The following is a 19,964-nucleotide window of genomic DNA, read 5'->3' on the forward strand; positions in this document are numbered from 1 at the left end:
TAGGCCCTCAGCGCCCCCCCAACGACGCCAACGCCGATTATCCCGATGCGCTTGAACTCCAGGTAGTCAGGCAACCTTTCTTTTCTCCTCGCGGCCCCTTGCCGCCAACGGCACTACCGGCGCTAGCGTGGCTGTCGCTGCTGCCCCGGAATCCGCCTCGGCGTGACGCGAAAGCTGCTCTTCCTTCAGCCGCAGCAGGACCTCCTCCAGCAAGCGCCGGTTCCAGCCGACAGCCGTAGCGAGCAGGCCCATTGCGAAGACTTGCGCGCCGAAGAGCACCAGCGCCGCGCCGGCGATAAGGGACTGCACGTGTCCTGCCGCCTCGCCGGTCGCGAAGAGGTACATGTAGCGTGTGAACGGCACCAGGCCCAAAACGACCAGGGCCAGCCCGAGGGCGCCGTAGGCCTGAAAGGGCCTGTATCGCAGGATCGATTGCAGCACAACCGTTCCCGCCCGCCATACGTGACGCGGCAGGCTGCTTATCAGGCGCGACGGCCTCTCGACTGCGCGCGCGGGTAGCGGCACGCTGACAATCTTCAGGCCCTGGTCCAGTGCGCTAAACAGCGTTTCGTGGGTATAGGTGTGTCCGGAGAAGACGTTGAGGCCCAAGGCGGCGCGGCGGCTGTAGGCCCGGTATCCCGAAGAGACGTCGATGCCGTCGATTCTCAGAAGGCGCTGAAGGATGAAGTTGGCAAGCCGGTTGCCGTGTTTATTCGCGGGCTTCATCTTGAGGCCCCGTAGCAGGCGGCTGCCAACGACGATCTCCGCCCTGCCCTCCAGGATGGGCTGGATTAGTTCCGGGATGCGGGTCTGGTCGTAGTGATTGTCCGCGTCCGTGTTTACGATGACGTCAGCGCCCCGGGCCAGCGCCTCCTCGAGGGCGCGCTGGAAAGTGAAGGCAAGGCCCCTGTTGCGGCTGTTGCTGACGACGTAGTCCGCGCCCGCCGCGAGTGCCGCCGCTACGGTGCCATCTGTCGATCCGTCATCGAGCACGAGCACTTCTATCCGGTCGACGCCCTCGATAGTCCGCGGCACTTCGCGGATGACGTCGCCTATTGTGGCTTCCTCGTTCAGTGCGGGTATCGTGACGATGAGCTTCACTGGGCGATTCCTTTCGACGCACCACAGGGATTCTCGGCCTTCTGCCGCTTCCCTTGAGGCCGCTATTGGGGTACCACTTCCCACCCGGCGCCGTTTAGCCTGCCTAACGCTCGCTCGACCACCTCCAGGTCGCCGCCCGCGCGCTCCAGCAAGCCCTCAAGAGCACCCGCAGTGACCCGCAAGGGCGCCTCGATTGGCGTCAGGCGGGTCCGGTCGACCTCATAGATCACTGAGATGTCGACGCCTCCGTAGGAGCTCTGGTGCACTCTCCGGAAGGCGGGATGGGCGTCGAAGTACAGGAGGTAAGAGGGAGAGCTAAAGCCGACATCCGGGGCATTGACGACAACATACGCGACCTCCCGCGCGCGGACTTCTGCGAGCAGGTCCTCCTCCGCCAGGCCGATGTAGTAGCCCTTGCCTGGATAGCGCGCCAAGTACAGCCAATCCTTCCTGGCTCGCGTTGCCAGCGGCTCCCAGCGAAAGAGTGTGCTGCGAGCCCTAAGCGGCTCATCGGCCTCGAGGTCGACCGTCACTAACAGCGTTGGGAGCTGGTGTATGGGAAAGCGGCCTCCGGCGAGGAAGTAGACGTGAGAGTGGTAGACACGAGTGGACATAACCGTTGTCCCCGGAGCCAGGTTCGTCTTCAGCCACTTCGCCGTGTCCGCAGCGATGAGGTTGTCCCAGTCGCCGTCGAAAGATGTTGCTTGCGCGCGTTCGACCCGCCCGAACCCCTGGGCCGCGATGGCGACCAAGGCCAGCGACACGACTGCAGCGCCGGCCGCCGCGAAGAAGGGCGTCCGGTGGGCGTACCCCAGGTCCGCGCCCCAGGACATTAGCCACGCCGCGCCGCAGCCGAGGGCGACAAGACCGAGATACAGCACCGGTGCGGCGTCCCGCAGCGACAGTTCGCGGTTCGCTGCCACGAGCACGAACGGCAGGTAGAGCAGCCAGGCTGCTGTCACCACGCTGGCGCCAGTGTCGCCGCGGAGCGTTCGGCCCGCCGCCCAGAGCAGGGCTGCGCCCATAACCGGGGCGGCCGGCATAGCGGGAACGAGCACGTCCGCGAAGTAAGCTGGGACATCGGACCAGTAGCGAGGGGGATGCTCCCATGACTGCCACTCCAAACCGGCAATGAAGGCGGCACCCCACACCACAACAAGAGCCCACCCCGCGAGTCGCTGTGCGAGGCGCGGCGGCTTGACGACCCACGTCTGCCCTCGGAGGAGGAGGAGAACCAGCGCGAGTACGGCTGCGGAAGCCGCGACCATAGCCATCCTGGTCGTGTCCGCATCGGGGTCGCCCAGCAGGTAAATGGCGCCGGTGTGGTAATAGACCCAGAGCCACCAGCCTGCGCTCGCAATCGCCAGTCCTGCTGACCAGGCGATGAGGCAGGTCCGCCAGTTCGTCGGAGCGCCGCAGAGGAGAAAAGCAACGAGCGGCAGCGGCCCAAGCTGTATCGCCGATTCCTTGGTGAGGACGGCTAGGCCCAGGGCTATGCCTCCCAGCATGTAGGCGCCCGCGCGCGGCCTGTCATTCGCGACGGCGAGCGCGAGCACAGATGCAAGTACAAAGCTGACCTGAACCTGGTCCAGAAACAGACTCACGCCGAGGCCGTTCAGGTAGCTCGAGCTTGCTGCCGCTACGCCCGTCGCTGCCCCCGCGATCGGCCCCGCGAGGCGTCGCGCGATTAAGACCGCCAGAGCCGCGTTGATGACTGTCGCGATGCGCGGCACCCATGTGCCCGCATCTAGCGTACGGCCGCCGACTTCGAACGCGGCAGCCAGGAGGGCCGGGTACAGCGGCGCGCGATGAGTAACAGGGTTGCCCGTTGTGTAAGTCGGGCCCGCGCCCGTGTGGACATTCAGCGCCTCGGCTGCGTACAGAGACTCGTCAGAAGTCAGCCGTCCGCGGGGCGTCGTGAAGACGGGGACGATGCAGATTGCGATGAGGACCAGAGTCGCAGCCCGCATCGCGAGGCCATCGGAGAGCGCCAGGGGGCCGGCTGCGTACTGCGTGGACTGCAAGCTTCGGGTTCCCTCCCTCCTGCGTTATCGACAACAAAGAGGCCGCCCCTCAGGGGCGGCCTCTTACCTGGAACCTTGAGTCCTTACCGGCCGCGCCGGCTGGACACCCAGACCAGGGAGCCAGAACCGAGGAGCGCTGCGCCAAAGCCGATCAGCAAGTAACCAAGGCCGGCGCTCTCGGAGCTGTCAAGATAACCGCCGCTGCCGGCCGAAGGCAGGCTCGCGGGCGCGCTGGCGTCGGGCTGGCTCGCTGGCGCAGAGTCGATGGGTGCAGCAGGCGGCGCAGGCGCCTGCGACGCTGGCGCTGGCTGCGGCTGCCGCGCCAGCTGCTGGATGTTGTGCTCGATAGATGCCGCTTGCTCGGCGTCCGTCTCCGAGCCAAAGGTCTTCGCGGAGGGTACAAGCAGCGTAGCGCCCGCCAGAAGCACCCCGGCAGTCAGCATCGACATGAAGGCCAAACCATTGCGAGTGATTCTCATTGACACTCCTTAGATTGATTGGTGGGACGTGGCTCCCCCTCATTCCAATCTTCGGCACTTGTCGCGAGGTCCTTTAGTTCGGGCGACCAACTTCGCCCGGTTCCTGCCGGGGAAGTCTGGCCAGAAGACGGGCAAGCAGCGGTATCCCGGTGCGTTGCTCCTCTTTAAGGAGGCCGGCGTGGACGCCCGCAGGCTGACGCCGGCGTCGTCCGCACTCCACCACGCGTTCCGGCGTGGCGAAATGCGTGAGCGCGACGTCGTGGTCGAGCATGGGGATCGCCTCGGTCAAGACCTGCAGCTCGTGCACCGTGGTCATCACCGGCGTGCTCTCGTCGATGAGGCCGAGCGAGCGCGCGATCGCAAACTCGAGGTCGGAGAAGCCGCCGCCTTTGCCGAGGCGGGCGCCGTCTTCCCTCACGGCTACAGCGCCGCAGACGACGCCGTCGATGTGCCGCATCTCCTCAGGCCCGACCGGGCGCCCGAACCTAGCCGCCCCCGCTATAGTTGCGGCCTGCGCCTCCCGGCCGGCAAGCCTTCCCGGGTCAAGCTGTATGAAGGGTTTGTCGCCCTGCAGGCGGGGCACGGCCATATAGATGGTCTTGCCCTGCTGGAGGGCGAGCTTGCGCAGCGGCATCTGCGCGTAGTCGGGGTTGCACTTCAGGGTGCGAGCCTGCCTCCACGCCGGCAACGTGGCCAGTATCTCGGCCGCCTTCGAGGCCCCCGCGAAGTTGGGGATTCGGCCGCTGCCGTACGGAAATCGCGCCACACCGGCTTCCTCCAGCCTTCGCCACACCAGGCGCCGAATGCGCGCTTTCTCCTCAGAAGTACTCTCCATGCTTCGGGCAAGGTAACTGTCTGCGAGGGTCTTAGCCAGAGGACGCGAAATCTACCAAACAATTCGAGGCCATGACGGCACGAAGGACTAGCGGCGACCGCCTTCGGGCACGGCGCTCGAATTTGCGCCTAGATCGGCCCCTCCGTAGAATCCGAACGCTGCCGGATACGCAATGTCGCGAGGAGACCTGGATGGCGGACAGCCTTCCTCTTGCCGGGATCAAAGTCTTCACCCTGGAGCAAGCCGTCGCTGCCCCCCTCTGCACCAGACACCTTGTCGACCTCGGCGCCGAGGTCATCAAGGTGGAGCGCCGGGGCGAGGGCGACTTCGCGCGCGCCTACGACACGGCGATCCACGGCATGTCCACCTACTTCGCCTGGCTCAACCGCGGCAAGAAGAGCATCACCCTCGACATTACCCAGCCGAAGGGCCAGGAGATCGCTCACCGCATCATCTCCAGCTGCGACGTGGTCGTGCAGAATTTTGCGCCCGGCGCCCTCGACCGCCGCGGCCTTGGCGTGGGCCAGCTGCACGAGAGGTACCCGCGGCTAATCGCCTGCTCTCTTACCGGGTACGGCGAAGACGGCCCCTACCGCGACCGCAAGGCCTACGACGCCCTTGTGCAGGCGGAAGCCGGCGTCTTTTCGATTACGGGTACGCCCGAAGCGCCCTCCAAGGCCGGCATCCCGGTCGTCGACTTCTCCTCCGGCGTTTACGCGCTCTCTTCGATCCTTGCCGCGCTCTACCGCCGTCAGCTCACCGGCGAAGGCGCCGCCATCCGCATTAGCCTCTTCGACGCCATCATGGAGTGGATGGGCATCTTTGCCCTTCAGGCCCGCCACGGCAGCAAGCCTCAGCGCAGCGGCGCCTTTCACCCCAACATCGTCCCCTACGGCCCCTACAAGGCGAAGGACGGCGTCGTCATGCTCTCCATCCAGAACGAGCGCGAGTGGGCGAACTTCTGCGAGCAGGTGGTGAACCGCCCGGAGTGGATCACCCACCCGGAATTTGGCCGCGGCGAGTTGCGCCTCAAGAACCGCAAGGTCCTGGAGCCGCTGATCGAGGAGGCCCTTGCCGACATCACCGTCGAAGAGGCGGAGGCGCGCCTGGAGAAGGCCTCCATCGCCTACGCGCGCTCGAACGACGTGAGCGAGGTGCTGGACCACCCGCAGCTGCACGCCCGCGGCCGCCTCATGAAGATCCCGGTCCCCGGAGGCGAAGTCGAGGTCCTGAAGGCCCCCTTCAACATCGAAGGCGTGGAGGACACGCCGAAGGCCGTCCCGGCCGTGGGCCAGCACAACGACGAGGTCCTGAGGGAAGCAGGCTACTCGAAGGACGAGATCAAGGCGTTGAAGGAAGAAGGCATCATCTGAGCAGAGTGCATGCAAAAACACGCCGGCGGCGTACGAGGCTCATCCAACGCCCGGGAAGCAGCGTTCCGATGCGCTCTGCACTCTGAACTCTGCACTGGCCCCAGGAGGCTGACATGCTGAAGTTCCGTCACTACACCGTGGCCGTGCACGACCTCGACGGCGCCGTCGAGAGCTACAAGGCCCGCTTCGGAATGCAGCCGGTCGGGGAAAAGGCCTTCAATCGCATCGGTAACTTCAACTTCGTGCCGATGGGCTATGACGGCCAGACCATGATGCACTTGATCTCCCCCGTCAGCGACGAAAGCCCGATCTCCCGGCTGATGAAGGAACGCGCGAACCCCTTGAACCCGCACGGTGAGGGCATCTACCTGCTGGCCTTCGAGACACCCGACGTCGACGCCTTCGCGAAGCAGGTCGAGGCAGGTGGCGGCCGGATCACGCGCGCCCCTGGAGCAGCCAACGTCTGGGTGCATCCCACCGCATCGAACTTCGTCCTGATGGAGATATTCCCGCCGCGCGCGTAGTACAGAGTACCGAGAACAGAGTGCAGGCAAGTTGAGGGTTCTACGCTTACCGAGGCCGCATTCGCAGTTACGTGGCTCCTCTAATCTGCACTTTGCACACAGTACTCTGTACCGGTAGGAGGCCTTCGATGACCCAGGAACGACAGCTCCTCGGAGACGGTGGCGTGCCCATACCGCCGCCCTCCCCGGATGACGTGCTCCTCGACAAGCGGGATGGCTACGCCATCGTCACACTCAACCGCCCCGTCGTGCTCAACGCCATCAACTGGTCGATCCTGCGCCGGCTCAAGTGGGCCCTCGACGAGTGCGAGGCGGACGAGAACGTGAAGGCGATCATCCTCACCGGCGCGGGCCGGGCGTTCTGCTCCGGCGGGGACCTGCAGTCGCGGCCGCCCGAAGACGGCCAGCCGAACCCCAGGGCGATGGACATCTACATGAAGATCTGGTCCATGCCGAAGCCGGTGATTGCTGCCGTGAAGGGCTACGCCGTTGGCCAGGGTGTCGAGCTTGCCGGCGTCTGCGACCTTACGGTCGCCGGCGAAAGCGCCCAGTTCGGCGAGATCCAGATCCGCCACGGCTTCGGGCCGCCCGTCCTCATTACGCCCTACACGACCGCCGGGCACAAGCAGGCCAAGGAGCTGCTCCTGCTCGGCGAGCAGTACGACGCCCGCGAGGCCCAGCGCCTTGGCCTCGTGAACCGCGTCGTCCCGGACGACGAAGTGCTGGCCGAAGCCGAGCGCATCGCTGTCAAGCTCGCTTCTCTCTCGCAGCGCACGGTGCGTCAGAACAAGATCCTCGTGAACCGCGCCTACGAGCTCATGGGCTTCCGCGAAGCCCTCGACTACCGCTCCGACCCGATGGTGCAGGCCCTTGCCCAGCAGACGCCCGGCGACGACCAGAGCGAGCACATCCGCACACTGCGGGAGAGGGGCTGGGAGGCCTTCCGGGAGTCCCGCGACCGCCTCTACCGGGGTAGCACATAGCAGGACGCACGACGCGCCGCGAGGACGGCCTGGCGCCGGTTGCGGCAGTTGCGTTATGCGTTATGCGTCGTGACCTATCGCCGCGCCGCCAGCATCGATGAGGCCCTCAGGGGCATACTGGCCCACCTCGGGGGGCGCACTTACGCCGTGGACGAACCGGCGGGCATGGTCGCGGCCCGCATCGTCGACATACTGCACGGCGGAGACGGCGGCGAACGCCTGCCGGAGTTCCTGGCCCTCGTGCCGCTGGGCCGCTGGCTTGCGGAGATGGTCGCCGTCTTCGGCGGCCAGCCCGTGAGCGAGTCGACGCAAGAGGTGGCGGCCCAGCTCCTTGGCGTCCTGCGCGGCGGCGACGGAGTTGTGGAGTCGAGGACCGACCGCCGCTATCCAGGAGATATCCTCAACGATGTCCTGGAGACACTCCGGAGTCCAGAGTTCAGAGCGTGGCGGGAGAGCCGGCAGGTACTGTAGACGCGGCCTGAATCTCTGTACTCTTTAGTCCGCATCCTCCACCACGCACCTAGAAAGCCAAGGTCCTGCCATGCCTCACCTCCCCACCCGCACCCTCGGCCGCACCGGCCTCGAAGTCACCGCCCTCGGCTACGGGGCCATGGAGCTTCGCGGCGCTCCGCGGGGCCGCGAGGTCACTAAGGAACAGGCGAGGTCGATCCTCAACGCCGTGCTCGACTCCGGCATCAACTACATCGACACGTCCATCGACTACGGACAGAGCGAGGAATTGATCGGCGAGTTCATCTCCGGCCGGCGTCAGGAGTTCTATCTGGCCTCGAAGTGCGGCTGCCTCGTGGGCGAAGCCGCGCGCACGGCGCCGCCTCCTGGTTCGCCCAACCGCCACATCTTCACGCCCGAGAACATCATCGCCGGCGTCGAGCAGAGCCTGCGCCGCATGAAGACCGACTACCTGGACGTCGTCCAGTTCCACGGCAGCCCCTCGCAGCAGACTCTGGAGGAGAACGGCTCACTCCAGGCGGTCCTGGACCTCCAGCGCCAGGGCAAGGTGCGCTTCATCGGCATGTCGTCCACGCTGCCGAACCTCGCCGACCACGTGAAGATGGGCGTCTTCGACGTCTTCCAGATCCCCTACAGCGCCCTGCAACGCGAGCACGAGCAGATCATCGCTGATGCCTCAGAGGCGGGAGCCGGCATCGTAATCCGTGGCGGTGTCGCGCGCGGCGGGCCGGGGAAGGAGGAAGGCGGCTACTGGGAAGCCTGGCAAAAGGCAGGACTGGACGACCTCGCGGGCGGCCCCGCGGGGCGCATGGAGTTCATCTTCCGCTTCACGATCAGTCACCCTGACCTGGACACGACGATCGTCGGCACCATCAACCCCGAGCACCTGCGCGACAACCTCCAGGCCCTCGCCAAGGGGCCGCTGCCGCCTGATGTGTACGAAGAGGCGAAGCGCCGCCTGGATGCTGCCGGCATCAAGCCACTGTAACGATGCCACGTGCCAGCGTGTGCGCGGACTGTTCGGATTAGAGGGCTGCCTTCGTAGCGCCTGATCGTTGCTGGACGCTCCGTGGGCCAGCAAAGGCCAAGGGGTTGATTGACTTGCTAGCACAAACGTGCTATTGAGGGCGCATGGCCGCGCGCTCGATCCTCCACGTTGACCTCGATGCGTTTTTCGTGGCTGTGGAGCAGGCGCGCCGGCCCGAGTTGCGCGGCAAGGCTGTCATCGTCGGCGGCGATCCGGACGGACGTGGCGTCGTGTCCACCGCCTCCTATGAGGCGCGCCAGTTCGGCGTGCGTTCCGCCATGCCGCTCCGGACCGCCAGGAAGCTGGCGCCGCACGCCATCTTCCTCCCCGGCGACTTCAATGAGTACGAGCGCGTCTCGAGGCAGTTCCACGCCATCCTCCGCGATTGCTCGCCCGTGGTGGAGTCCGGCGGGCTTGACGAGGCTTACGTCGATGTCACCGGCTGTGAGCCGATCGTCGGCACGCCACGAAGGGCAGCCGAATCCATCCGCGAGCGTGTGCGCCGCGCTCTCGGTATTACGGCCTCGGTCGGCATCGCGACCAGCAAGCTGGTCGCGAAGGTTGCCTCGGACCAGGCCAAGCCGGACGGCATTCGCGAGGTCCCTCCCGGCACGGAGGCTGCCTTCCTCGCACCGCTGCCCCTGCGCACGCTGCCGATGCTCGGCCCAGCGATGGAGCGCAAGCTCCAGCGCCTCGGCGTCTCGACGCTCGGGCAGGTCGCGGCGATGCCCGACTCCACGCTCCGCGCCGTGCTCGGCCCGCATGGGCCGGAGCTTGCCCTCCGGTGCCGTGGCGTCGACGACGCCGCCGTTGGCGGCCGCGGCGCCCCGAAGTCAATCAGCCGCGAGGGGACTTTCACGCACGATGTTGCCGACCCTGCCCGGCTGCGCGCCGTCATCCGCGGGTTCAGCGAGAGCGTGGGCTCGCAGTTGCGCGCACAGGGCTACCGGGCGCGCACCCTGAGCATCAAGGTGCGTTTCGGCGACTTCCACACCGTCACCCGCAGCCTGACGGCGGAACGCGCCGTGAACAGCGACGACGCGATCTATGAGGCGGCGATGGCGCTGCTGGAGGAGGCGCGGTCAGACGAGAAGCTTGCCATCCGCCTCGTTGGCGTGGGCGCGTCGAACCTCCTCACGGAGGCGTATCAGTTGCCCCTGGACGCCGACAGCGAAGCGCGGCGTGAAGCGCTCAGCGCCGCCATCGACCGCGTGCGGCGCAAGTACGGCCGCCGCAGCCTCCAATCGGGTGCGACTGCCTTCGACGCCGCGACCGGCGGCGATTCCTGGCGGCATGACAAGGCCGTCGGCCTGTCGGCGCAGCTCGAGGGCGCGCCCGGCAGGAAGCCGCGGCCCGCTTCGGCGCCCTAGCCCGGGCCTTCTGCGGCCCGCCCAGTCTGCTGCCGATAACTAACCTAGCAGCCATTCAACTTTATCCGAGGTAGAACGGAGTATCGCGGGGCGTGAACAGAACGGGACGGCAGCGTGTGCTCGAAGCGGAACCGGAGGGGCGGCGGACGCCGACGACAAGGCGGCTGCCAAACCACACCCTCAGCGAAGTCCTCATACCCCTCAGCGCCGGCATCGACCTGGCAGAGGGGCGGAAGCCTGGACACGCGCAGCGGGTCGCCTACAGCGCCCTCAGCGTCGCCTCACAACTGAAGCTGGACAACGAGCAGCGCCTGGCCTGCCTTTACGCTTCGCTCTTTCACGACATCGGCGTGATCCCCGCCGGGGCCGGCCTGTCCGAGCTGGTGCGCGGCGATGAACGCCGCGTCTTCTCGGCCCTACCCCTGCTCACGCCCGAGGAGTCGGCGGTCGAATCCCGCAGCACAGCGCCGGACCTCGTCGTCGACCGCATCGTCGACCACACTATTCACGGCGCGCGGCTGGCCCAGGAGTTGGGCCTGCCGCAGGAGGCCGTCCGGGCTATCGCCTGCCATCACGAGCAGTGGGACGGCGCCGGATATCCGCATGCGCTGGCCGGCAACGAAATACCGCTGGTCGGGCGCATTATCGGCGTCGCGGACCAGATGGAAGCGCTGATCTCGCAGGAGCCGAGCCCGCTTCATGCTCGGCGCAACATCCCGCACTGGCTCTCTCGATTCGCCATGACCATGGCGGACCCCGAGCTGGTACTAGCCACGAGACACCTCGTGGCCGGGGACGACTTCTGGTTGGGGATATTCGGGCCGTCTCTGCAGGCCGAGTTGAGCCTTGCCTGCGAGGGTCTGAAGGAGCAGCGCTCGCCGATCCTGTTACCGTTCGCGGAGCGCTTTGCCGAGATTGTCGACGGGCGCTTCAGCTTCACGGTGGGCGTTTCGTCGCGGGTGGCGAAGCATGCCGAGGCCCTGGGCCGCAGCGCAGGGCTCCCTGAGCTCCGCCTGAAGCAGCTGCGCGTGGCTGCGCTCCTCCACGACGTCGGCCAGCTGGGTGTACCCGAGCGCATCATGGCCAAGCCGGGGATCCTAAGCGTGGACGAGCTCGAGGTCCTGCGCCAGCACCCCGTCTATTCGCAAGAGATAGTGCAGGGCATTCCTGGCCTCGAGGAGGTCGCGGAGTGGGTTGGCGCGCATCACGAGTGGCCCGACGGGCGCGGCTACCCGGACGCCAAGGCGGGCATCGAGATCCCCAGCGAAGCGCGAATCCTGGCGATCGCCGACGCCTACGTCGCCATCACGTCCGACAGGCCCCACCGCAAGCGCCTGGACCCGGCGGAGGGCGTGCAGCGCCTGCGCGGGGCTGCCGGTACGCAGCTGGACCCGGAGCTACTCGACCTGTTCTTCACGCGCGTAGTGGCCTAGCCCCAGGCCTGGCGGCGTGGCGCGACGAGAGGACGCCCGCCGCTCGCATCCCAGACTTACGGCGACCAGCCGTCGCGTGCAGGCAGAGCCGCCTAGAATCGATCGAAGCGGTCGACATCCAGCACGAACACGGTGGCCCCGCCGACTCGCACTTCTAACGGTTCGCTGGCGCTGCCGATCTCTCCCAGGACGGGAAGGTTCTGGACCGGCACGAACTCCTTGCGCGCGCGGCACTCCTGGCGGGCGAGGTCGATCACTGTCTCGACTTCCTGGTCTTCTACTCCGGACAGGATTGTCGCGGAGCCACGGCGCAGGAAACCGCCGCTGCTGGCGATCTTGGTGGCTGGAAGGCCGCGCTTTACGAGCCGGTCGATCAGGCGGTCGGCGTCGCTGGTGGCGGCGATTATGAGGACGAGCTTCAGGGTACCCGTCCGTTTCGAGCGGCGCGCTGGCGCCCAAGGTCCCGGCAGGCGCGGACCGCGCTGCCCCTGGCAGCAGGGCTAAGAGACGGCACCAACTCCTCCTTCACCCGCCCAAGGCTCGGCAATCGTAGGGCAGCAGCGGACGTCACGCAACGCCGCGCATCGACACGCCGGCCGGCGGCCGGGCGTCAGCCTGCCACATCACAAATCACGAACCACTGACCGCGAAGGGCGTTACGCCTGGGTGCTCGATCGGCGGTACGAAGCAATCGCCCGGCGCAGGGCGTCGATGGCGAGGGCGGCGCTGTGCAGCTTGCTTGGTGGAAGGCCGCCGACTTCGGCGGAGATGTCCTCGTAGGAGAGGGCCAGCGCGTCCTCGAGCGTCATCCCCTGGACCATCTCCGTGAGCACGCTGGAGGTGGCGACCGACGCGAGGCAGCCTTCGGTCTGGAAAGCCGCCCTTTCGATAACCCCGTCGTCGATACGCAGGCTGAGGGCCAGAGTGTCGCCGCAGACCGGGTTCATCTGATAGCCGCGCGCGTTCGCATCCTGCAGATCGCCCCGGTTCCGGGGGTTCTGCGCGTGGTCCAGGACGATGTCCGAGTATTCCGACATACCTTCGGGGCGCGCGGGCCTCCAGGCGAATCTACCACATCCACGCAGGGCGCTTGCAGCCCGGCGTACCGGCTAGGCCGGATCAGGCGACGCCGAGCGAGAGCCGGCCGCGGTCAGTTTCAACCTCGAATGCTGGCGCTTTCTGGCCCGCCGGAGGATCAGGCACGGCCTGCCTCCCGGCCGGAGAGCCCCGTGAGGGGCGTGTCCGGCACGTCCTTGCCCTGAACAAGGACCTTTATCCTCCCGAGCCCCGTCGGGTCGGTGAGCTCGACCGCGGCCCGGCGCAGGGCATAGTAGGCCTCCAGTTGTGACGGGTCCGGCCGCTGGGCCAGCGCCTCGCCGATGCCGAGCGCGCTCAGGAACTCCGACTGCGCCGTCAGGCCCAGCGTCCTCAGGCCAGCTTCCTCCCCGGCACGCGCGACGGTCGTGAGGTCGACGCTCGCCGTGATGTCCTGCCGGCCGACGCGGACGTAGGGGTCTTCGCCTGCGGTGTGGCGGTAGAAGGTCAGGAGCGTGCCGCGCTTCCGCCAGGGCGCATACAGAGAAGCCGCCTCATAACCGTAATCCAGGGTGAGGACGTAGCCTCGGTCAAGGACCGCAGCGGCGCGCTGCATCCAGGCTGGCGCCTCCAGGTTCGCCTCGGCCTCGCAGCCCTCGCCCGGCAGCATCCCAAGCTCCTGAAAGTAGCACTCGACCTCCGGCGATGGCTCCCAGGGGACGTCGACGAACCCGGCCTCGTCCCAGCCGACGCGCAGCTCCAGCAAGCGCCCCCTCTCGACGCGGACGCGCCGCACCGGGAAGGCGTCGAGTAGCTCGTTGCTCAGAATGCAGCCGGTCAGCCTGCCCGCGATCTGCTCGCCGAAGCTCACGCGTCCTCCCAGAAGCGCGCTAAGTTCTCGAGCGTGCGCAGGGGGCCGCGCTCCGTAGGTCACGTCCTGTAGGCGGAGGCTGAGCGCCGCGAAGGCGTCCTGGTCATGGGCCCGCAACCAGGCGGCGATGTCCAGAGCCAGTCTGCCGTCGCCGGCGCCCGCCTCGAGGACGTCAAAGCGGTCAGGCCTGCCAAGGATGCGCCACATTTCCCCGAGCTGGCGCGCAACGCAGGCGCCGAACACGGGGTGCACGTTGGGACTCGTCTGGTAATCGCGGGCGGGGTCGCAATTGACATAATAGCCGTGGCCGGGCTCGTACAGGGCGAGCGCCATGAAGTCGCTGAAGGTGAGGGGGCCTTCCCGGCGAATGCGGCTGGCGATGATATCCTTGAGGGCGACATCCTCATCGCCCGGACCGAGGTCATAGAGGACCACGGTTCGAGTGTAAGCAGGCGCCGCCAGCGTGGTCTAGGCGCGCCTGCGCGATGGGAGGGAGAAGTGCAGCCGCGGCTCAAAATATGGGTGGAAGCGGGCGATGGGCTGGTCCTGAGCGATTACCGCGTTCGATTGCTGGAGCTCGTGGCGGAGACCGGCTCTCTGTCCGAGGCCGCCGAGCGCATGGGCCTCTCCTACCGGCGCGCTTGGGGCAAGCTGAAGGAAATCGAGGCGAACCTGGGGCTGAAGCTGATCGAGAGCACGGTCGGCGGCAGCGGTGGCGGCCACACGCGCCTCACACCTAAAGGAGCGGAGATGGTCGCGCGCTACAACCGCTTCCGGTCGAGAGTGTCGGCATTCGTCGAGACGGAATTCGCTGCGTGCTTCGCAGCCGAGCCGGCCGCGCCAAGCGTGTGACCTTCATTTTGGCTGGCGTTATGCTGCGTCCGGCATATCGCTGCAGGGAGCGCCTCATGGAGGTGGTGAGTTCGCGGTTAGGGGCCGTCCTCGGTGCTGCCCTGGCGGCGGTCGCGATGGCGCTGACAGTCAGCTGCGAGGCCGACGATGGCGGAACGCAGGGCGATGCGAACACGGTGCCGCACAGGGGCGAAGTCATCCTCGCCACGACGACGAGTACGCTGGACAGCGGCCTGCTGGACGTCCTCCTGCCCTTGTTCGAGAGGCGGACAGGCTGGGCCGTGAAGCCGATAGCCGCAGGTTCCGGGCAGGCGATGACTATGGGCCGGCGCGGTGACGCGGACGTGCTGCTGGTCCACTCGCCCGCCGCGGAAGCGACGTTCATGAGCGAAGGCTACGGCAGCGGCCGCCTCCTCGTGATGCACAACGAATTCGTGATCGTGGGACCGGGCTCAGACCCGGCGGGCGTGAGGTCGGCGCGGACGGCGTCCGACGCGATGAAGGCGATCCAGTCACGGGGCGCGACCTTCATCAGCCGCGGCGACAACTCCGGTACGCACGCCCTCGAGTTGGCCCTGTGGCGGGCGGCCTCTATCGACCCAAGGGGGAATCGCTGGTACCAGGAGACGGGGCAGGGCATGGGCGCCACCCTGCAGGTGGCGGACCAGAAGGCCGCCTACACGATCACCGACCGGGCGACGTATCTTGCCCTGAAGAAGAACCTCGCGCTGCAGGTGGTCAGCGAGGGCGACAAGGCCTACTTCAACGTCTACCACGTCATCACCCTGAACCCGCAAAAGAACCCGAAGATCAACGTCGAGGGCGCCAACGCCTTTGCTGAGTTCATGTTGTCGAGGGAAGCGCAGGAGGTCATCCGCACGTTCGGCGTTGACAAGTACGGCGAGCCGTTGTTCGTGCCCGACGCCGGGAAGAGCGAGGACGCGCTTGGCGCGAGGTAGCCGGCGGTGGACCTGATCTGGGAAGGCCTCCGTGAGGCCGCGCGGCTGCTGGCGCGGGGCGACGACGCCGTTTACTCCACCGCGGCCCGGTCCCTGTACGTGTCCGGGCTGGCGACCCTCCTGAGCCTCGCGGGCGGCGTGTGGCTAGGGACCTTCCTTGCCTACCAACGCTTCCCCGGTCGCGCCCTCGCGCTGACACTCGTCAATACCGGCATGGGGCTGCCGCCCGTGGCTGTCGGCCTCGTGGTCGCCATCATTCTCTGGCGTAGCGGGCCCCTGGGCCGGCTCGAGCTCATCTACACACCCTGGGCGATGGTCATTGCTCAGATGGTCCTGACTCTGCCGATAGTAACGGGCTTCACTGCGGCGGCGCTCCAGGCGCAGAAGCCGGGGCTCCGGCTGCAGCTCTACGGCATCGGGGCCTCACGACTACAGGCGCTCTGGATCCTGCTGAAGGAGGCCCGCCTGCCCATCGTGGCCGCGGTCATGGCGGCGTTCGGGGCGGCGATCTCGGAGGTAGGCGCTTCGATGATGGTCGGCGGCAACATCGCCGGCGAGACGCGGGTGCTGACGACCGCCGTCGTCCTGGAGACCAGCCGCGGCGAGTTCGGCCCGGCGATCGCCCTCTCGGTAATCCTCGTCGGGCTGGTATTCCTGGTGAATCTCGTCCTCACCAGCGTGCAGCTGCGGGAGGGCTGATGCAGCCGAAGCTCGAGCTGCGGGACATCGCCGTCGTCCGTGCCGGGAGCGTGGTTCTCGATCTCGACCTGCTGGCCGTGGAGCGCGGGGAGGTGCTCGCCGTCGTCGGGCCGAACGGCGCCGGCAAGACCACCTTGCTGCAGGTGGCCGCGCTCCTCCTCGCCCCGACGCGCGGCCAAGTACTCATCGACGGGGTAGCCGCGCGCCCGGGTGACCTCGCCCTGCGCCGCCGCGTCGCGGTCGCCATGCAGGACGCGATGCTCGTGGCCGGCACCGTGGCCGATAACGTGGCCCTGGGCCTGAAGCTGCGCGGCCTCCCGAAGGCAGCGCGCGAGGCTCGGGCGCGCGCGTGGTTGCGCCGCTTTGCCATCGAGGAACTTGCGGGCCGGCGCGCATCCAGGATCTCGGGGGGAGAGGCGCAGCGCGCGAGCCTCGCCCGCGCGTTCGCCATCGAGCCCGAGGTGCTGTTTCTCGACGAGCCTTTCGGCGGCCTGGACGAGCCGACGCGACTGCGGCTGGTCGACGATCTGGCGGCCGTGGTGCGGGAAACGGGGGTGACGACGGTCTTCGTTACCCACGACCGGGATGAGGCGCTCCACTTGGCCGACCGCGTGGCGGTCATCCTCGGCGGGCGGCTGCGTCAGCACGGGACGCCTCAGGAGGTCTTCGGGGCCCCGGTCGACGAGGAGGTTGCGGCGTTCATTGGCGTCGAGAACATCCTCACGGGACGGCTGCGGTCTGTCGAGGCCGGCCTTGCCATCGTCGACGTCGCCGGGCGGACGCTGGCCGGTGTTGCCCCTCCTGACCTGACCGAGTCCGTGCGGGTGTGCCTGAGGCCGGAGGCCGTCACCTTGCAGCGTGGCGAGGGAATCGCCGGAGGCAGCGCTAGGAATGCCCTGGCCGGTACGGTCAGCCAGGTACGGCCGCGCGGCGCCGAGGCGCGCGTCGTCGTCGACTGCGGCTTCCCGCTCGTAGTCCTGGTCACGCGACTTTCGGCGGAGGACATGGGCCTGGCGCCGGGCGTGCCCGTCGTCGCCACCTTCAAGGCGACGGCCGTGCACCTGCTGCCGGATTAGCGACGAGGCGGCCGGTGGTCAGCAGCCGACTACGGTGACCAGCACCTTGCGCATGCGCGGGTGGTCCAGCTCGATCAGAAAGATGCGCTGATAAGTGCCCAGCGCCGTCTTGCCATCGATAACCGGGATCGTCTCACTGGAGGCGAGGAAGAGGTGCTGGCAATGGGCATGCCCATTGGCGCACTCGTCCGGGTTCATGTTCACCGTGCGCCGGCCGAAGTCATTGTGCTCGTAATAGGCGTTGGAGGGCGCGATCTGACGCAGGACCCGCGCCATGTCTCGCAGGAGCAACGGTTCGTTCTCGTTGATGCGGATTGCAGCGGTCGTGTGAGTGGAGAAGACCGTAACGTGCCCGAAAGTGACACCGGAGTCGCAGACTATGGCGTTGATGTCATCGGTGATGTCGTGAAACTCCGGCGCCCCGCGGGTCTCGAGTTCGAGGACCTCGCAGGTGACGGTCGCCTTGTCCTCATGCCGGAGCAGGGCGCGCCTGTGTACTCCGGGAATGACCTGGTCCACCATGTCGCGCCTCCCTGTTGCTGCCGCCGTCACAAGTGTAACAGCCGCCGCTGTTAGGGGGGCGTGATCCGGCGCAGGGCGTCGCGGACTGTCTCGATCTCGGGGCCGGGCGGACCGTAACGACAGTAGGCCTCCAGGTCCGGGATGGCATCTTCGAAGCGGTTCAGCCTGAAGCGGAGCAGGCCCCGGTCACGGACCTCATCCAGGTCCCAGGGAGCAATCAGAGTCAGCAGCTCAACGATGCGCAGGGCGCGCTCGTAGTCATCGGCCTGGATGTAGATCGCCTTGAGGTTGTTGAGCATACGGGTCAGGACCTGCCGCTTCGTGATCGCGGCGAGCATCGAGTCCGAGAAGGGGATCCGGCCGTGGTGGAAGCTTGCGAAGAGGTCGCGCGCGCCGTAGTGGTCCAGGACCTGGCCGCGGTGGAAGGGGTCCAGGAACACCTCTTCTCCATCGCGCTGGAGCTTGAGGAGGAAGTGGCTTGGCATTCCCACCGGCAGCAGGGCCACGTTCACGCGGCGGGCCACCTCCATGTAGAGCAGGCCGAGGCTGATGGGAATGCCACGCCTCCGGTCCATTACCTCGTTCAGGTAGCTGTTCCGGGGATTGTAGTAGTCATCCGCATCGCCCTCGAAGCCCTGCTCATGAGCCATGAAGGCTCCGATCGTCCTGGCCAGCGTGCGGAGGTCGGCCTCGAGGTCGATCTCGACGGCAAGGCCGGCGGCAAGCTGGTCGAGGCGTTCGAGGTAGTCCTCGACCACGAGGTGCGGGTACTCCTCGATGGCGATAAGCAGCGCCGCCAGGGCGAGGTCGATGCGGTCTTCGCGCCTCTTGATGTTGGCCGCAAAGAGACGGCGGCCTGCGGATAGATCAGTGCTCAAACTTACGCTCATCCTAACATCGGCCGCGTTCAGGGGCTATTTCAGTCTGCCGGCCCCCCGGAGAGGCCAGAAACGGAGGAGGCCCCTCTTGCGGGGCCTCCTGCGCTGAGTCTGCGGCCGACGCTAGTCGCGCGGCAGGCCGAGACCGCGTTGGGCGATGATGTTGCGCTGGATCTCGCTCGTCCCGCCCGCGATGGTAGACGAGACGCTGGCCACGTAGCCCCGCGTCCACTGGCCGCGGCTGGGGGAGTGTGGCGAGTTGCTGTCCCAGGCCATCCCGTAGAGGCCGATCATCTTCATCGTCGTGCGGGCGATGCGCTGGTTCAACTCCGTCGAATACATCTTGCACATCGAAGCTTCGTGGTTGGGGATCATGCCGATGTTCTGCATGTGCGCCACCCGGTAGGAGAGCATTAGGGCGACCTCGGCCTCGATGAGCCGGTCGACCAGCTCCAGGCGGACGAGAGGGTTGCGCTTGAGCATGGAGTGCCCCGCCTCCACGTTCTCCTTCGCCCACTCGATTATGCTTTCGACCCTCTGCGTGGTGCCGATGGCGCTCCCTATGCCGGAGCGCTCGTAGTCCAGCGTGGTGGTCGCGACGTACCAGCCGCGGTTCACCTCGCCGATGACATTCTTGGCCGGTACGCGCACGTTGTCGAAGAACACCTGGTTGAAGCCGGCGGCGCCGCTCATCTGCACGAGGGGCTGGATGGTAATGCCCGGCGTGCGCATGTCCAGGATGAAGTAAGTGATGCCGCGGTGCTTCGGCGCATCCGGGTCGGTGCGCGCCAGCATGAACATCATGTTGGCCCTGTGCGCGCCGGAGGTCCAGATTTTGGAGCCGTTGATCACGAAGTCGTCGCCGTCGCGAACGGCCCGCGTCTGGAGGGAGGCCAGGTCCGAGCCGGAGCCGGGCTCGGAAAAGCCCTGGCACCAGGACTGCTCGCCCGTGAGCATCGGCGGCAGGAATTCCTTCTTCTGCTCCTCGGTGCCGTGCACGACGATGGTCGGGCCGGCCAGGGGCACGCCGATGCGCGGGGCGCGGGCCTTCGCGAACTCCTCATTGAGGATGAACTGCTGCATCGGGGTCATTTCGGCCCCACCGTACTCCTTCGGCCAGGATGGGACTATCCAGCCGTTGGCGCGAAGTTTCTCCCGCCACACGGCCATCGGGCCGGTCTGGCGCTGGTACCCTTCGCCGCCCTGGAGGGTGCCCGGGCGACCGCGGATTTCGCCGCTCTCCTCACCCTCGAACTGGGGGTTCTGTCCGCCGCGCCGCGCCGCTACGGCCTGTTGCCGCAGTTCCGGTGGCAGCTCCTTCTCGAGGAAATCCCGCACCGTTTGCCGCCAGGCGGCCTCTTCCGGGGAGTCCGACAATCGCATGCTTCTGTCCTTCTAGTCGGGCTGTCTGCCCGCTGCGCCCCATGGGCCCTCGGGGATGGCGCGCCGGCT

At 67.1% G+C, this 19,964-nt stretch carries 21 protein-coding genes; 11 read left to right on the top strand and 10 right to left on the bottom strand.

What is annotated here, in order from left to right:
* Positions 1-66: 66 nt before the first annotated feature.
* The 4 genes from VNN10_03395 to VNN10_03410 all read right to left on the bottom strand — a co-directional run bounded on the left by VNN10_03395 (position 67) and on the right by VNN10_03410 (position 4,439).
* Entirely contained in the window at positions 67-1,101 is a 1,035-nt protein-coding gene (locus tag VNN10_03395) for a glycosyltransferase family 2 protein (GenBank protein ID HXH21050.1), read from the bottom strand.
* A gap of 62 nt (positions 1,102-1,163) precedes the next feature.
* Positions 1,164-3,125, bottom strand: a complete 1,962-nt coding sequence (locus tag VNN10_03400; GenBank protein ID HXH21051.1) for a glycosyltransferase family 39 protein — start codon at positions 3,123-3,125, stop codon at positions 1,164-1,166.
* Positions 3,126-3,208: 83 nt separating this feature from the next.
* On the bottom strand, positions 3,209-3,604 hold the full coding sequence (locus VNN10_03405; GenBank protein ID HXH21052.1) for a hypothetical protein: 396 nt from the start codon (positions 3,602-3,604) through the stop codon (positions 3,209-3,211).
* Positions 3,605-3,677: 73 nt separating this feature from the next.
* Positions 3,678-4,439 (bottom strand): 5-formyltetrahydrofolate cyclo-ligase, encoded by a 762-nt coding sequence (locus VNN10_03410; protein ID HXH21053.1) that lies wholly within the window; start codon positions 4,437-4,439, stop codon positions 3,678-3,680.
* A gap of 191 nt (positions 4,440-4,630) precedes the next feature.
* Here VNN10_03410 and VNN10_03415 point away from each other — a divergent pair, with 191 nt between their 5' ends.
* The 7 genes from VNN10_03415 to VNN10_03445 all read left to right on the top strand — a co-directional run bounded on the left by VNN10_03415 (position 4,631) and on the right by VNN10_03445 (position 11,620).
* Positions 4,631-5,812 carry a CaiB/BaiF CoA-transferase family protein gene (locus VNN10_03415; GenBank protein ID HXH21054.1) on the top strand — a complete coding sequence of 394 codons (1,182 nt, stop codon included), beginning with the start codon at positions 4,631-4,633 and terminating at the stop codon, positions 5,810-5,812.
* Between the two features lie 113 nt (positions 5,813-5,925).
* Positions 5,926-6,336, top strand: coding sequence for a VOC family protein (locus VNN10_03420; GenBank protein ID HXH21055.1), 411 nt, complete (start codon positions 5,926-5,928; stop codon positions 6,334-6,336).
* A 128-nt stretch (positions 6,337-6,464) separates the two neighbouring features.
* A complete protein-coding gene (locus VNN10_03425) occupies positions 6,465-7,319 on the top strand; it encodes an enoyl-CoA hydratase/isomerase family protein (GenBank protein HXH21056.1) in 855 nt (284 codons plus the stop codon).
* A 69-nt stretch (positions 7,320-7,388) separates the two neighbouring features.
* Positions 7,389-7,790 (top strand): hypothetical protein, encoded by a 402-nt coding sequence (locus VNN10_03430; GenBank protein HXH21057.1) that lies wholly within the window; start codon positions 7,389-7,391, stop codon positions 7,788-7,790.
* A gap of 70 nt (positions 7,791-7,860) precedes the next feature.
* Positions 7,861-8,778, top strand: coding sequence for an aldo/keto reductase (locus VNN10_03435; GenBank protein ID HXH21058.1), 918 nt, complete (start codon positions 7,861-7,863; stop codon positions 8,776-8,778).
* 143 nt (positions 8,779-8,921) lie between these two features.
* The gene (gene dinB, locus VNN10_03440; protein HXH21059.1) at positions 8,922-10,187 is read left to right on the top strand and encodes a DNA polymerase IV; all 1,266 of its coding nucleotides are present in this window, start codon (positions 8,922-8,924) and stop codon (positions 10,185-10,187) included.
* 92 nt (positions 10,188-10,279) lie between these two features.
* A complete protein-coding gene (locus VNN10_03445; protein ID HXH21060.1) occupies positions 10,280-11,620 on the top strand; it encodes an HD domain-containing phosphohydrolase in 1,341 nt (446 codons plus the stop codon).
* 92 nt (positions 11,621-11,712) lie between these two features.
* Here VNN10_03445 and VNN10_03450 read toward each other — a convergent pair whose 3' ends face one another.
* From VNN10_03450 to VNN10_03460, 3 genes are all read right to left on the bottom strand, one after another.
* Positions 11,713-12,090 (bottom strand): cyclic-di-AMP receptor, encoded by a 378-nt coding sequence (locus VNN10_03450; GenBank protein ID HXH21061.1) that lies wholly within the window; start codon positions 12,088-12,090, stop codon positions 11,713-11,715.
* A 186-nt stretch (positions 12,091-12,276) separates the two neighbouring features.
* Positions 12,277-12,657 (bottom strand): iron-sulfur cluster assembly scaffold protein, encoded by a 381-nt coding sequence (locus tag VNN10_03455; protein ID HXH21062.1) that lies wholly within the window; start codon positions 12,655-12,657, stop codon positions 12,277-12,279.
* Between the two features lie 158 nt (positions 12,658-12,815).
* Positions 12,816-13,961 carry an SAM-dependent methyltransferase gene (locus VNN10_03460; GenBank protein HXH21063.1) on the bottom strand — a complete coding sequence of 382 codons (1,146 nt, stop codon included), beginning with the start codon at positions 13,959-13,961 and terminating at the stop codon, positions 12,816-12,818.
* Between the two features lie 63 nt (positions 13,962-14,024).
* On the opposite strand from VNN10_03460, the gene VNN10_03465 reads away from it, so the two are divergent.
* From VNN10_03465 to VNN10_03480, 4 genes are read left to right on the top strand one after another with little or no spacing between them, the layout of a single operon-like run.
* The gene (locus VNN10_03465) at positions 14,025-14,378 is read left to right on the top strand and encodes a LysR family transcriptional regulator (GenBank protein ID HXH21064.1); all 354 of its coding nucleotides are present in this window, start codon (positions 14,025-14,027) and stop codon (positions 14,376-14,378) included.
* Between the two features lie 56 nt (positions 14,379-14,434).
* A complete protein-coding gene (locus VNN10_03470; protein HXH21065.1) occupies positions 14,435-15,337 on the top strand; it encodes a substrate-binding domain-containing protein in 903 nt (300 codons plus the stop codon).
* Positions 15,338-15,343: 6 nt separating this feature from the next.
* Positions 15,344-16,036, top strand: a complete 693-nt coding sequence (locus VNN10_03475) for an ABC transporter permease (GenBank protein ID HXH21066.1) — start codon at positions 15,344-15,346, stop codon at positions 16,034-16,036.
* Positions 16,036-17,112, top strand: a complete 1,077-nt coding sequence (locus VNN10_03480; protein ID HXH21067.1) for an ABC transporter ATP-binding protein — start codon at positions 16,036-16,038, stop codon at positions 17,110-17,112. The genes VNN10_03475 and VNN10_03480 overlap by 1 nt, the downstream gene beginning before the upstream one ends.
* An 18-nt stretch (positions 17,113-17,130) precedes the next feature.
* Here the strand turns inward: VNN10_03480 and VNN10_03485 are convergent, their stop codons facing one another.
* The 3 genes from VNN10_03485 to VNN10_03495 form a co-directional block, all read right to left on the bottom strand.
* Complete coding sequence (locus VNN10_03485) at positions 17,131-17,634, bottom strand: secondary thiamine-phosphate synthase enzyme YjbQ (GenBank protein ID HXH21068.1); 504 nt, start codon at positions 17,632-17,634, stop codon at positions 17,131-17,133.
* Between the two features lie 50 nt (positions 17,635-17,684).
* Positions 17,685-18,512 carry a transglutaminase-like domain-containing protein gene (locus tag VNN10_03490; protein ID HXH21069.1) on the bottom strand — a complete coding sequence of 276 codons (828 nt, stop codon included), beginning with the start codon at positions 18,510-18,512 and terminating at the stop codon, positions 17,685-17,687.
* Between the two features lie 123 nt (positions 18,513-18,635).
* The gene (locus VNN10_03495) at positions 18,636-19,895 is read right to left on the bottom strand and encodes an acyl-CoA dehydrogenase family protein (protein HXH21070.1); all 1,260 of its coding nucleotides are present in this window, start codon (positions 19,893-19,895) and stop codon (positions 18,636-18,638) included.
* Positions 19,896-19,964 lie beyond the last annotated feature (69 nt).

Source organism: Dehalococcoidia bacterium (assembly GCA_035574915.1).
In the GTDB taxonomy this organism is placed as follows: domain Bacteria; phylum Chloroflexota; class Dehalococcoidia; order DSTF01; family WHTK01; genus DATLYJ01.